A 15,725-nucleotide genomic window follows, 5' to 3' on the forward strand; every position below is an offset into this window, starting at 1 on the left:
GGTTAAAACGTCCGGTATTCATCGCTGAAACAACCGTTTTCATCATGAAAGCGATTTAATGCGTCGATGGCCTCCCTGTTCTCCTCCTGCCATTTTTTCGCTTCATAACGGCGAAGCTCCGCATCCAGTGCGGTTGACAGGGTGGCACTCAGGTTAATGCCCGCTTCACGCGCCCGGACCAGTAAGGCACGCTCTACCGTCATGGTCACGCTCTGTGTGTTGCGTTGTTTCACGGTCATGACTGCTCTCCTGTATGAGATACGTGTGCATTACACGGAACAATACACTTATCATAACACCAAAAACAGGCCCGGCGACCGTTGCTGTCCTGCAAACGTCACCGTCAGCCGTCATTCCTGAGCCATCGTTTATAGCAATCACCGGTGTAAAAACGCCGTTTGCGGGATGCGCGGGCTCTTTGCCGCCCGCCTCCGCAGCCTGAGAATTTCCCGGACATTCAATGCCAGGAACATTCGCAGGGAAATTGAAACATCCGTCACGCGGTCTGCCCGATATCAGGTTAAAGCCGCCTTCCCTTGCGGCTTCTTGTGCTTCAACTCACACCTTATCCATCAGATAACGATGCGCTTTCGATGCTGCGCTGGCGGCTTTGAAAATATAGCGCTTGTCGTTCTTCAATGCTTTCAGCCAGGAAGCGATATAGCTTTCATGCTGAACCTCTCCGACAATCCCCAGATCCGCCATCAGGAACACGCTACCCAGCTCGGCGATCAACTCCTCAAAGGCATAATCCTCACTACCGAATCGGCCTTTCATTTCACGGTTAAGACGATTTTTCGCACCGCTCCAGTGGACCAGCTAATGCAGGCCGGTGGCTTAGAAATTAGCGGAATCGGAAAAAAGATGGCGCTCCGGTAGCCAGACTTCATCCGTTGACGGTTTGAAGAAGGCATTTTGACCTTTTTCTATGATGCGGGCACCACTGCGGTGAAACAGATTTTCAGCCTGTGGTAACGGGTCGAACATCACGGCGGAAGTTGCAAGGCAAACCGGACATGCCCGGCACTCGCTGCCACGGACACGTCCAGAGTTTCATTCCAGCCTCCAGCACTGTAATGATGCTGTCGGTGACAGTCTGATAAATATCGGTTTTGATTTTGGAAAATTTCGTTTTTGAGGAGCCTGACTGCTCCAGCGGGGATACGCTGGTCGCCGCTGCGGCGTTAGGGGCGCTAGTCTGGGTATGCAGGGAAATCGTCATGGTTTTTCTCCGTCAGTAGTGTGATTTTCGTCTTCGTATCGCCTGACGGTTCGCTTTCCCGGCATCGTTCTGGCCTGCAAGGGCGCAACATGCGTGCCATTTACCCTTGCGGGACGGGTTGTGTTGGGAAACGATTAACCGGAAGCCGATACGAGAACGAAAATCACGCGGGAGAAAAAACTGCCCCTGCATAGCCGGGCGTAACGCCCCTTAGGCGCAGTGGTGAAATGGGTTTGGGCATGTGAGTTACCTCTTAATTGAGCGTTTACTCACTTAGTCGCGTGTCCAATATTTCACTATGAATCCCCCATCCTAAAGATGACGATCTATCTGCTATTATTCATCAGAGCAAAATCAAAAAATAAGTTAACCAACCCATTTTAAATAACACTCTACAGAAAATTTTTCCTTTCTTAATTACCAATATAAATCACATTCAGTGAAACATTTTCAAACAACTTCTTTTCTGTTTGGAATATTTAATTTGAAAAAAATTTAAAAAAACAAATAAAAACTCAATGTGAAAAATTACAAAAAATTACCAAATAAACTTACTCAGACATAGCATTATCCATTTGGTCATAAAAACACACTCCTCGCAAACGTGACGCCATATCAAATATCGAATTGAAATGTCCAGACCATATCACCACCAGCACCGTCACGATCGCAGAGAGTATTTAGTTAAAATCACGTTCGTTACTATTTGTTCTATGTGAGCCGCCTAATCATTCCGTCATATTTAATAAACCTCCGTTGTATTTAATAATGGGATTGTTAGTATGCAACACGAGCGTTACCGCTTTTTGTTTTGATTTACGTTCCTGCACCTTTATCAAAACAGGTAACTCTGAATTTTTCAAAAGGATGTGTCAGATTACAATAGGAACTAATCATATGAGTAACAACAAAAAGCGTCGCCCATCAAACTACTCCCACTCGTTTCCATTATCAACCGCTCAGCAAGGCATCTGGTTAGCACAGGAAGTGAATCAGGATGCCCAACCCAACGTATTCAAGGTTTCCAAATATACCGATATTGGTGGTCAGGTAGATGCCAATATATTAAAGGTGGCTATTGCTCAGGCAATCGAAGAGACCGAATCGTTCCGCTCAGTCATTGATGCCTCTGGCTCCACGCCGGTGCAGAGGGTGTCGGAAGCACCGCGTTGGGCGTTTCCAACACTGGATTTCAGCACTGAACAGCATCCTGAGCAATGTGCCCGCCAATGGATGCAGGAAAACCTGAACCAGCATTTTGATATTGAGCAGGGGCCGCTTTTTTCATTTGCCTTGCTACGCATCGCCCCGGAACGGTTTTTCTTTTATCAGTGCGCTCACCATATGGTGATCGATGGTTACAGTGGAACCCTGATGACACGCCGCATCGCTGATATCTACTCGACCCTGATGCAGAGGCAGCCGGTGTCAGAGCACACCTTTGGCGGCATTCAGGAGCTGATGAATCTGGAGCAGGATTACCACACATCCAGCCATTTTGAGCGTGACCGTCAATACTGGCTGGCGTTGATGCAAAACGCACCGACACCAGTCAGTCTGGCCAACCAGCAGGCGCGTTGCTCTGATATTGTCAGACGCGCGCGGGCCATGAACCGTCAGGAAAGCCAGCGCATTCGTGACCTCGCCCGCCAGCACGATGCCAGCCTTGCACAGTTATTTACCGCCCTGACCGCCATTTATCTATACCGGATGACAGGCCAGAACGACCTGGTCATGGGGCTGCCGGTCACGGCGAGGATGACGCGTCAGCATCGAAGCCTGGCTGGCATGTCCTCCAATATCGTCCCGATGCGCTTAGCCCTGTCAGCCGATCTGACCCTGAGCCAGTGCCTGCAACAGGTGAAAGGCCAGTTAAGTAGTGCGCTGCGCCACCAACGCTACCGGGGCGAGCAGTTAAGAACCGATCTCGGCCTGGCGACAGAAAACCGGACATTTTATGCCACCGCGTTCAACTTCCTGCCGCTGTCAGGCGAGGTAACTTTCGACGGTCTGAACACCGCCGAGCACAATCTGGCCTTCGGCCCAGTGGATGACCTGTCCGTCACCGTCTCCGACCTCGGTGAGCATGGTCTTGAATTTTACATGGATGCCAATGCAGCTTTGTACAGCACCGCGGATCTGGACAGTCATCTCCATCGTCTGCTTTGTTTTATCGCTGAGGCCGACCAGCATCAGGAGAAGCCTGTCGGCGAGCGGGAGCTGTTTGTCCCCGGCGAGCGAGCCAGAATTCTGGAGCACTGGAATGCCGCTCAGCTCACGGGCCCGGTCAGCGACTATATCCACCTGCCGTTTGAAGCGCTGGCTCGCCAACAGCCAGAAACGACAGCGCTGTCGTTTAACGGTAAGACGCTCAGCTATGGTGAGCTGAACCGCCGGGCCAACCAGTTGGCCTGGTGGCTGCGGCAACAGGGCGTGGGGCCGGACAGCCGGGTCGGTATTGCTCTGGAGCGCAGCCATGAACTGGTTATCGCCCTGCTGGCAACCTTGAAAGCCGGGGGCGCTTATGTGCCTCTGGACCCGGATTATCCAGAGGAGCGGCTGTCCTATATGATCGATGACAGCCAGCCTGCGGTGCTGATCACCAGCCAGTCTATCCACGCCCGGGTCAGCCTCCTGTCTACACAGCCCAGCGCTATTCACCTGATCGAACTGGATGGCGAAACCACGCCGTGGCAGCAATGTCCGACAGACAACATCAACCCGAGCGACATCGGTCTGGAACGTCATCATCTGGCGTATGTTATCTACACCTCCGGCTCGACCGGTCAACCCAAAGGCGTGATGAATGAGCACCGGGGCGTGGTCAACCGTCTGGCCTGGATGATTGAAGACTACGCCTTCAACGCGCAAGACATTATTCTGCAAAAAACGCCCTTCAGTTTTGATGTCTCCGTGTGGGAGTTTTTCTGTCCGTTATGGGTCGGAGCCACCCTGCTGCTGGCTAAACCGGAGGGCCATAAAGACCCGTATTACCTGAGCACACTGATTGAGCAGGCGCGGGTGACCATCGCTCACTTTGTCCCACCGATGTTGAGCCACTTTCTCAGCGTGCTGAAACCCGGCCAGTGCCCGAGTCTGCGAGCAATATTCTGTAGCGGGGAAGCCCTGCCTGCCGCCACCATCAGGCAGACGGGCAGATATTTGCCCCACACTGAACTGCACAACCTCTATGGGCCGACAGAAGCTGCCGTGGACGTCACCGGCTGGGCTTGCGCCTATGACGCCGACAACGTGCTGGTCTCCATCGGTCGGCCCAAAGCCAATGTCCGCCTGTATATTCTCGACCCGCAGGGGCACCCGGTTCCTGTCGGGGTAGTGGGTGAACTCCATATTGGCGGGGTACAGGTTGCGCGCGGCTATCTGAACCGGCCAGAACTGAGTGCCGAGCGTTTCATTCCCGACCCATTTTTATCCACACCCGGCGCATGCCTGTATAAGACGGGTGATCTGGGGCGCTGGCGCGCCGATGGCACCATTGACTATCTTGGCCGTAATGACTTTCAGGTCAAGATCCGCGGTTTTCGCATCGAGCTGGGTGAAATCGAGTCCTGCGCACGTAACTGTGCCGGTGTCACCGACGTCATCGTCATGGCCCGACCGGATCAACACCATCAGCCACGGCTGATTGCCTGGTTTACCGGTCATGCCGAGGTAGCCGGGCTGCATACGCATCTTGCCGCTCAGTTGCCGGTTCACATGTTGCCGGGCGCGTATATTCATGTCGATACACTGCCGCTGACGCCGAATGGTAAGGTCGATCGCAAGGCCCTGCCGGACCCCACAGAGCGTGATGTGGTGCGCACCGAATACGAAGCCCCACAGGGTGAACTCGAACAGCTTCTGGCCGCGCTCTGGCAAGATCTACTCGGTATCGAACACGTCGGTCGTCAGGATCATTTCTTCGCGCTGGGCGGCCATTCGCTGCTGGTGATTACCTTGCTCGAACGTTTGCGCCGGGCCGGTTATACGCTCTCCGTCAGCGAACTGTTCAAACAGCCGACACTGGCCGCACTGGCGGCCGCACTGACCAAGACCATCACGACCGACGCCGTACCGGCTACGCTGATCCCCCCACATGCTGAAAAAATCACCCCGGCAATGCTGCCTTTGGTTGCTCTAACACAGGCGCAGATCGATACCGTGGTGGCTACCGTGCCGGGCGGTGCCCGTAATGTACAGGACATCTACCCACTGGCACCGTTACAGACTGGTATTCTGTTCCACCATCTGCTGCAACCGGTGGGCGATGCCTACATTACGCGCTCTATCCTGAGCTTTGAGGCGCAGGCCGGGCTGGATAACTTTGTTAGCGCATTACAGGCGGTGATCCAGCGCCACGACATTCTGCGCACCGCAGTCGTCTGGGAAGGGCTCGACGACGCCGTTCAGGTGGTCTGGCGCGAGGCACGGATGCCGGTGGAAACACTGGAAATCTCCGCCGACGATGTCACCGGGGCGTTGCACCAACAATTCGATCCGACCCGGTTATCCATGAACATCGCTCAGGCACCGATGATCCAGGGGTATCAGGTCGCCGACCCGGTCAATAACCGCTGGCTACTGTGCCTGCTGCACCACCATCTGTGCATGGACCACACCACGCTGGAGCTGCTGCTCGAAGAGGTTCAGGCACACCTTGAAGGCAAGGCCGACCAGTTACCCACCCCGCTGCCGTTCCGGCAGTTTGTCGCCCTCGCCCGTCAACAAACGGCTATACCAGCACAACAATCGGCGCAGCAGGACTATTTCCGTACACAGCTCGGTGATATTGACGCGCCCTGCGCCCCGTTCGGGCTGCTCGATATTCAGGGCGACGGTCAGAACATCGGGCGCATTGAAGAATGTCATTTACCGCTTGAAAGCGAACTGGCGCAACGGCTGCGGGTGCAGTCACAACAACGTGGCGTCACCGTAGCCAGCCTGTTCCATCTGGCCTGGGGTCGCGTGGTCCAGGCCACCACCGGGCAGGATGACGTCGTGTTCGGCACCGTGCTGTTCGGCCGTATGGCGGGCGGTGAAGGCGCTGACCGGGTGCTGGGCATGTTCCTGAACACCCTGCCGTTGCGCCTGTCGCTGGGACAGGTCAGTGTCCAACAAGCGCTGCGTCAGACTCAAGACAGCCTGGCCGACCTGCTGAACGTCGAGCACGCCTCGCTGGCTGAAATTCAGCAATGCAGCGGCGTTGATGCACAAAGCCCGCTGTTTACCAGCCTGCTCAACTACCGTTACGACGGCGGCAGTCAGCAACTGGGCGCTGCGGAGCGGTCCGGCATCACCGGGATGAATATCCTGTTCAGTCAGGAACGTACCCACTACCCGGTTAATATCTCGGTCAATGACCACCGTGGTGTGGGCTTCAGTCTGGATGTTCAGGTCGACCAGCGCATTGGCGCAGAACGCGCCGGTCAGATGATGCTGGCGGCGCTGGCAGAACTGGCTAATGCATTAGAACAGACACCAGAACGGCCCGTACCGGCGCTGAATATCCTGCCGGACGCCGAACGGCAGCAGGTGCTGCACGACTTTAATGACACCGCGGCGGACTTCCCGGCGGACCAGTGCATCCATGAACGGTTTGAACAGCAGGCAGCGCGCTCGCCGGATACCATCGCCGTGGTCTTCGAAGGGCAGTCATTGAGCTATCGCGAGCTGAATGAACAGGCCAACCAACTGGCGCACTGGCTGATTGAATTGGGGGTCAGACCGGATCAACGCGTAGCGATTGCACTGGAGCGCCGCCCTGAGCTTATCGTGGCACTGCTGGCGACACTGAAAGCCGGTGGGGCCTATGTGCCGATTGACCCAGGTTATGCCTCACAACGATTGAGCGACATGCTGGCCGACAGCGCACCGGTGGCGCTGATTACCACCCGCACGGTACGCACGACGCTGATTACGCAGACCACCGCTGACCTGGCGGTGATCGAACTAGACAGTGACGTCCAACCGTGGGCAACCTGCCCGACTGACAATATCGCACCGGCGACCCTCGGCCTGACACCGCGTCATCTGGCCTACATCATCTACACCTCCGGCTCCACCGGGCGGCCCAAGGGTGCCATGATCGAACATCGCAGCCTGATGAACTACCTGTACTGGAGCCTGCAAACCTACCCGAACACCGCCGGTGACCGCATCCCGATGAACTCATCCATCGGTTTTGATGCCACCATTACCAGTGTATTTGTACCGATTCTGGTCGGTAAGACGCTGTATATCGTCGATAGTCAGGATGAAATCGCGTCGCTGTACCATGCGCTGGTGTCCGGTGAGCCGTTCAGCTTTATCAAACTGACGCCATCCTATCTGGATGCATTAAGCCGTCTGCTGATCAGTGATCCGAACGGTGTCGACATCGCCACGCTGCCCGGTTTGCAGCAATTTATTCTCGGCGGGGAAGCCGTGCTGGAGCGCCACGTGAGTTTCTGGCGGCAGCATCGGCCCGATGTGCGCATAGTGAACGAATACGGCCCGACCGAGACCGTGGTTGGCTGTTGTATGCATACACTGAGCGATCTGCGTAGCACCGGTGCGGTGCCGATCGGCCGTCCGATCGCCAATACCCGGATGTATATTCTGGATGAACACCGTCAGCCGGTGCCGGTTGGGGTGGTCGGTGAAATCTATATCGGCGGGATGGGTGTGGCACGCGGCTATCTGAACCGTCCCGATCTGACGGCGGAGCGTTTTCTGGATGACCCGTTCGCAACAGAAACCGATGCCCGGATGTACCGCGCCGGGGACCTCGCGCGCTGGAATGCTGACGGCACCCTTGACTACCTCGGCCGTAACGACTTTCAGGTCAAAATTCGCGGCTTTCGTATTGAACCCGGCGAGGTTGAATCAGCGTTGCAGTCATGCGACGGAGTTAGTGACGCGGTGGTCATCGCCCAGCGCACCGATACCGGCGATCACCGTCTGGTTGCCTATTACACACTCTCGGATGCATCCGTTTCCATTGAGACACTGAAACAGCAGCTAGCGCGCCTTCTGCCCGATTTTATGGTGCCGTCGGCCTATGTGCCACTTGCCCAGATACCGCTGACCCGGCATGGCAAGGTCGATCGCAACGCCCTGCCTGCGCCGGATGACAGCGCTTTTGTCCGTACTCACTACGAGGCACCGCGAAACGCAACCGAACAGGCGATTGCCACGCTCTGGCAAGACCTGCTGGGGATTGAACAAATCGGTCGTCAGGACCATTTCTTTGAACTCGGCGGCCATTCGCTGCTGGCGATTAAACTGATTGAACGCCTGCGCCGGGCGGGGTATTCGCTCTCCGTCAGCGAACTGTTCAGGCAGCCGACACTGGCCGCACTGGCGACCACACTGACTGCCAGCACCACGGCCGACACCGTACCGGCCAATCGGATTCCCCTGCATTGTGAACAGATCACACCGGAGATGCTGCCGCTGGTGACACTGACGCAGGCGCAGATCGATGCCGTGGTGGTTACCGTGCCGGGGGGTGTCCGTAATGTGCAGGATATCTACCCGCTGGCACCGTTGCAGAGCGGCATTCTGTTCCACCATCTGCTGCAACCGGTGGGGGATGCCTACATCACCCGCTCCATCCTGAGCTTTAAGGAGCAGACCGGGCTGGATAATTTTATTGCCGCCTTGCAGGCAGTCATTCAACGCCACGACATTCTGCGCACAGCAATCGTCTGGGAAGGGCTGAACGAGGCCGTTCAGGTGGTCTGGCGCGAGGCGCTGATGCCGGTAGAAACGTTACGTTTTGCCGATGAAGACGTGATCAAGGCACTGCAACAGCGCTTTAACCCTGCGCAATTGCAGATGAACATCGCTCAGGCACCGATGATCCAGGCCTGGCAGGCCGAGGATCCGGCCAATGACCGCTGGCTACTGTGCCTGCTGCATCACCATCTGTGCATGGACCACACCACGCTGGAACTGCTGCTGGAAGAGGTGCAGGCGCACCTTCAGGACCGTGCCGACCAGTTGCCGGCCCCGCTGCCGTTCCGGCAGTTTGTCGCCCTCGCCCGTCAGCAGGCGGCTATACCGGCACAACAATCGGCGCAGCAGGCCTACTTCCGGGCACAGCTCGGTGATATTGATGAACCCTGCGCCCCGTTCGGGCTGCTGGATATTCAGGGTAACGGCCAGCACAGTGATGAACATCATCTGCCGCTGTCAGACACATTGGCACAACGGCTGCGGGCGCAGTCACAACAGCGCGGTGTCACCGTGGCCAGCCTGTTCCATCTGGCCTGGGGCCGCGTGGTACAGGCCGCCACCGGGCAGGACGACGTCGTTTTCGGCACGGTGCTGTTCGGGCGGATGGCCGGCGGTGAAGGGGCTGACCGCGTGCTGGGCATGTTCCTGAACACCCTGCCGTTGCGGCTGTCGCTGGGAAAAGTGAGTGTCGAACAGGCGCTGCGCCAGACGCACGACAGCCTGGCCGGACTGCTGAAGTTTGAGCACGCCTCTCTGGCTGAAGTACAGCAATACAGCGGTGTCGATACCCAGAGCCCGCTGTTCACCAGCCTGCTCAACTATCGTTACGATGGCGGCAGTCAGCAGTTGGACGCATCGTATCGGTCCGGCATCAACGGCATGAACATCCTGTTCAGCCAGGAACGTTCCAACTATCCGGTCGATCTTTCGGTCAATGACCACGGAGGCAAACACTTCAGCCTCGATATTCAGGTCGATCCGCGCATCGGTGCCGAACGGGTCGGTCAGATGCTGCTGACAGCATTGAACGCTCTGACCGACGCGCTGGAACAGACACCGATGCAGACAATGAACACCCTGCCCGTTCTGCCGGAGGCCGAACGACAGCAGGTGCTGTACGGTTTCAATGCAACCCATACCGCATTCCCGTCGGGTCTGTGTGTTCATGAACTGTTTGAGCAGCAGGTCGAACAGCAACCGGACGCCACGGCGGTGGTTTTCAAAGAGCAGTCACTGAGTTACGGCGAACTGAACCGCCGGGCGAATCAACTGGCGCATCGGCTGATTGAACAGGGTGTCAGGCCGGATAATCGAGTGGCGATTGCCCTGGAGCGCAGCCCTGAACTGATCGTGGCACTGCTGGCAACGTTAAAAGCGGGCGGTGCCTACGTGCCGCTGGATATCACCTATCCGCCAGAGCGCTTAGGCTACATGCTGGCCGACAGTGAACCGGCGGCGCTGATCACGACATCCACCCTGCGCGCGCAACTAACCTGCCTGTCTGCGGACACGGCGACACCACACGCCGTGATTGAACTGGAGCATGAATCGCCGCTTCAGACTGTGTACCCGACCGATAATATCCCCCCGGCGGTACTGGGTCTGACACCGGCGCATCTGGCCTATGTGATTTATACCTCCGGCTCTACCGGAAAACCGAAAGGTGTGATGATCGAGCATCGTCATGTCGCGCATCTGGCGATGTCTCAGGCGCAGTATTGTGCACTGACCAGACACGACCGCGTGGTTCAGTTTGCCAATATCGGCTTTGACTATTCCGTGGCCGATATTTTCGGTTCGCTGTGCTGCGGTGCCACGCTGGTGCTACGCACCGATGACTGGATAGGCAGCGTGGAAGCCTTCTGGCAGTACTGCCGCGCGTACCGCATCACCTACGCGGATATCCCCACCCAGTTCTGGAAACAACTGTGTCACGCCGGATTAGCGCTGCCTGAAACATTGCGAATTGTCTGCACCGGTGGTGAAGCCGCGCCAGAAGCGGCGGTACAGAGCTGGTTTGAGAATTACCCTGAAGGCCCGACTCTGCTCAACTTCTATGGCCCGACTGAAGCAACGGTGAATACGACCGCCCTGCGCTTTCAACCGCAGGATAGCGCAGCGATTTCCATCGGTCGGCCGCTGGCCAATATGGCAATCTACATTCTTGACGCAGCCGGACAACCGGTACCGGTCGGTGTCGAAGGAGAACTCTATATCGGCGGTGTGCAAGTGGCGCGAGGCTACCTGAACAAGCCGGAATTGAGTGCCGAACGCTTCCTGGACGACCCGTTCTCAACCGAGCAAAACGCGCGCATGTACCGCACCGGCGATCTGGGCCGCTGGTATGCCGATGGCCGCATCGATTATCTGGGTCGTAATGATGATCAGGTCAAGATCCGCGGTTTCCGGGTCGAACTCGGTGAAATTGAAACCTGCCTGCGGGCGGACAGCGGTGTGACCGACACCGTCGTCATGATCCGACGCGGCGCTCAGGGTGAACAGCGTCTGATCGCCTGGTATGTCGGCAACGCTACCACTGAAACACTGCGTGCACAGGTGACGGCGCACCTGCCCGCGTATATGGTGCCGTCAGCCTATGTGCAGCTCAGCGCACTGCCGCTGACGCCGAACGGCAAGGTCGATCGCAAAGCCTTACCGGCCCCGGATGACAACGCGTTTGCCCGCACCGACTACGAGGCACCGCAAACCGCAACCGAACAGGCGATTGCCACGACATGGCAGGACCTGCTGGGGATTGAACGTATCGGGCGGCAGGATCATTTCTTCGAACTCGGCGGCCATTCCCTGCTGGCGATTAAACTGATCGAACGCCTGCGTCGGGCGGGGTATACACTCTCCGTCAGCGACCTGTTCAGACAGCCGACACTGGCCGCACTGGCGACTACGTTGACCGCCACCACCACGACCGACGCCGTACCGACCAATCGGGTCCCCCTGCATTGTGAACAGATCACCCCGGAGATGCTGCCGCTGGTTGCATTAACGCAGGCGCAGATCGATGCCGTGGTGGCTACCGTGCCGGGGGGCGTGCGCAATGTGCAGGACATCTACCCGCTGGCACCGCTCCAGACCGGTATTCTGTTCCACCATCTGCTGACACCCATCGGCGATGCTTATATTTCTCCGCTGATGTTGAGTTTCAGCGATGAAAACCGACTGACCGAATTCCTCAGCGCATTGCAGGCGGTGATCCAGCGTCACGACATTCTGCGCACGGCGATCGTCTGGGAAGGGCTGGATGACGCCGTTCAGGTGGTCTGGCGCAACGCCGTGATGCCGGTGGAAAACCTGGTGATCACCGCCGACGATGTCATCGGAGCGTTACACCAAAAATTCGATCCGACCCGGTTATCCATGAACATTGCTCAGGCACCGATGATTCAAGCCTGGCAGGCCGCCGACCCGGCGAATAACCGCTGGCTGCTGTGCCTGCTGCACCACCACTTGTGCATGGACCACACCACGCTGGAGCTGCTGCTGGAAGAGGTACAGGCGCATCTGCAGGGTCGCGCCGACCAGCTGCCGGCCCCGCTGCCGTTCCGGCAGTTTGTCGCCCTCGCCCGTCAGCAGACGGATGCACAGGCACAGCAGGACTATTTCCGCACACAGCTCGGTGATATTGACGAGCCCTGTGCCCCGTTCGGGCTACTGGATATTCAGGGCAGCGGTCAGCACATCGATGAACATCATTTGCCGCTGTCAGATCGATTAGGGCTACGGCTGCGAACACTGTCACAACAGCGCGGCATCAGCGTCGCCAGCCTGTTCCATCTGGCCTGGGGTCGCGTGGTACAGGCCACCACCGGACAGGACAATGTTGTGTTCGGCACCGTGCTGTTTGGTCGTATGGCCGGTGGTGAAGGCGCTGACCGGGTGCTGGGCATGTTCCTGAATACCCTGCCGTTACGTCTGTCGCTGGGACAGGTGAGTGTCGAACAGGCACTGCGCCAGACGCACGACGGCCTGGCCGGGCTGCTGCGTTTTGAGCACGCCTCGCTGGCCGACGTCCAGCAATACAGCGGCGTTGGTACCCAGAGCCCGCTATTCACCAGCCTGCTCAACTACCGCTATAACGGCGGCAGCGAGCAGACGGATGTACAGACAGAACTGACGGGCATCGACGTGCTGTTCAGTCAGGAGCGCACCAACTACCCGATCAACGTATCGGTGAACGATCAGGGTACGGCGGGCTTCAGTCTCGATATTCAGGTCGCTGCGGGTATCGGTGCGGCGCGTGTCGGTGAGATGATGCAGATCACGCTGACGGCGCTGGCCGACGCGCTGGCGCAGGAACCAACGCAACCGGTGCATCGCCTGACGGTGCTGCCGGACGCCGAACGCCAGCAGGTGCTGCAAAGCTTTAATGACACCAACGCGGACTTCCCGGCGGATATCTGCATTCATGAGCTGGTTGAGCAACAGGCCGCCCGTCAGCCGGATGCGGTCGCCGTGGTCTTTGACGGTCAGTCACTGAGCTATGGCGAGCTAAACCGCCGTGCGAATCAGCTGGCGCACTGGCTGATTGAACAGGGCCTCAGGCCGGATAACCGGGTGGCGATGGCGCTGGAGCGCAGTGTCGACCTGGTGGTGGCGCTGCTGGCGACGCTAAAAGCCGGTGGGGCCTATGTCCCGCTCGACCCGGCCTACCCGCCCGAGCGCCTGCGTTTTATACTGGCCGACTGTGCACCGGTAGCGTTGATTACCACCACCGCACTGAATAGCCAGATGGCGGCCGACTGCCCGGTGATTGAGCTGGATACCCCGGCCCAACCGTGGTCAGCCTGCCCAACCGACAATATCGCCCCGGCGACACGGGGCCTGACAGTGCGTCATCTGGCCTATGTCATCTATACCTCCGGCTCCACCGGGCAGCCCAAAGGGGTGCTGGTCGAGCATGGCAGCGTGGTCAATCTCTGGGCCGGGCTGGAGCAGGCGGTGTATGGTTCAGCCGACCTGCAACGCGTCAGCCTCAACGCCTCTCCCTCCTTTGATGCCTCCGTGCAGCAGCTGGTGCAGTTGGCCTCAGGCCGCACGCTGGTGATTGTGCCCGAGGCGATACGCCAGAACGGTGAACAGCTGCGCGACTGGCTTGCTCAACAGGCACTGACGGTCTTTGACTGCACACCGTCACAACTGGCATTGCTGATGGCCGCCGGGCCGTTACCGCCGTCACTGCGTACGGTCCTGCTCGGCGGTGAAGCCATCAATGCCGCGCAGTGGCAGGCACTGGCCTCACTGGAAGGCATCACATTCCATAACGTTTACGGTCCGACCGAATGTACCGTGGACAGTACCCATACGCTCATCACCGGGCAAACAGCCCGGCCGCATATCGGGCGGCCGATGGCCAACCGCCGGATTTACCTGCTGGACGCTGACCGCCAGCCGGTGCCGGTCGGTGTTGCCGGTGAAATCTATATCGGTGGAGCCGGTGTGGCACGCGGTTATCTGAACCGCCCCGATCTGAGCGCCGAACACTTCCTGACAGATCCGTTCTCAACCGCTCCCAATGCACGCCTGTACAGGACCGGTGATCTGGGTCGCTGGAATGCCGACGGCACTATCGACTATCTGGGCCGTAATGACGATCAGGTCAAAATTCGTGGTTTTCGCATCGAGCCCGGTGAAATCGCCGCCGCGCTGACCGCCTGTACCGGCATTACCGACGCCGTGGTGACTATCAGCCCGGCGCAGCAGCTGCTGGCCTACTACACCAGCGATCACAGTGAAGTCACGACGGACGAACTGAAAGCGCAACTGGCACAGCGCCTGCCGGGCTATATGGTGCCGTCGGCGTATGTGCGGCTGGAGCAGATCCCGCTGACACAAAACGGCAAGGTCGATCGCAAGGCGCTGCCTGCCCCGGACGACAGCGCCTTTGTCCGCAACCGCCACGAGGCCCCGCAGGGGGAAACCGAACAGGCGCTGGCCGCTATCTGGCAGAGTCTGCTGGGCATTGAACGCGTCGGGCGCCAGGATCATTTCTTCGAACTCGGCGGCCACTCTCTGCTGGCGGTACGGCTGGTGTCGCATATCCGCTCCGAACTCAACCGTGAACTGCCCCTGGCGCAGCTGTTTGCACACCCGACGCTGAACGCGCTGGCCGCAGTACTGCAGGACGCCGTCCCACAGACCCTGTCGGCCATCGAGCTGCTGCCCGATGAGGTCACCCCACCGCTGTCACTGGCGCAGCAGCGCCTCTGGTTCCTGACCCAGCTCGACCCGGCGGCCAGCGCCGCCTACGTGATCCAGGGCGCGGTGCAGTTGCAGGGCGCGCTCAACTCGTCCGCACTGACGCAGGCGCTGGACCGCATCATGGCCCGTCATGCGCCACTGCGCACCCGGTTTGAGCCGGTACAGGGCGACGCGGTTCAGGTCATCGAGCCCGCCGGGCTGCGCCCCTTCCCGTTAGCAATAATAGCGGTGACACCCGGCGACGCGCTGCCGCTATTCGCCCCGGTGTTTGACCTGCGTACCGGCCCGCTGGTACAGGGTCAGCTGCTCCGTGTGGATGCACAGACCCACCTCCTGCGGCTGGCGCTGCACCACATCATTGCCGATGGCTGGTCGGTCAGCCTGTTTATCGACGAACTGAGTACGCTGTACGCCGCCTTTAACGCCGGTCAGCCCGACCCGCTGCCGGCACTGCGCATCCGCTATGGCGATTACGCCGCCTGGCAGCGGCAACACCTGCTGGGGGACGTTCTGCAACGTCAGCAACAGTACTGGGTCAGCCACCTTCGCGGTGCGCCGGACTGCCTGA

Annotated in this window: 2 protein-coding genes and 1 pseudogene; 1 reads left to right on the top strand and 2 read right to left on the bottom strand. The window is 58.5% G+C overall.

Annotated features, from left to right (window positions below):
- Positions 1 to 2: 2 nt before the first annotated feature.
- Entirely contained in the window at positions 3 to 239 is a 237-nt protein-coding gene (locus tag DXX3274_RS14610; protein ID WP_042860409.1) for a type II toxin-antitoxin system CcdA family antitoxin, read from the bottom strand.
- A 319-nt stretch (positions 240 to 558) separates the two neighbouring features.
- Positions 559 to 1,222: pseudogene (locus DXX3274_RS14615) on the bottom strand (zincin-like metallopeptidase domain-containing protein).
- 897 nt (positions 1,223 to 2,119) lie between these two features.
- On the opposite strand from DXX3274_RS14615, the gene DXX3274_RS14620 reads away from it, so the two are divergent.
- Positions 2,120 to 15,725: non-ribosomal peptide synthetase (locus tag DXX3274_RS14620; RefSeq protein WP_193747035.1), on the top strand; the 13,606-nt coding region annotated here is incomplete at its 3' end.

This window comes from Dickeya sp. NCPPB 3274, assembly GCF_000406205.1.
GTDB lineage: Bacteria > Pseudomonadota > Gammaproteobacteria > Enterobacterales > Enterobacteriaceae > Dickeya > Dickeya fangzhongdai.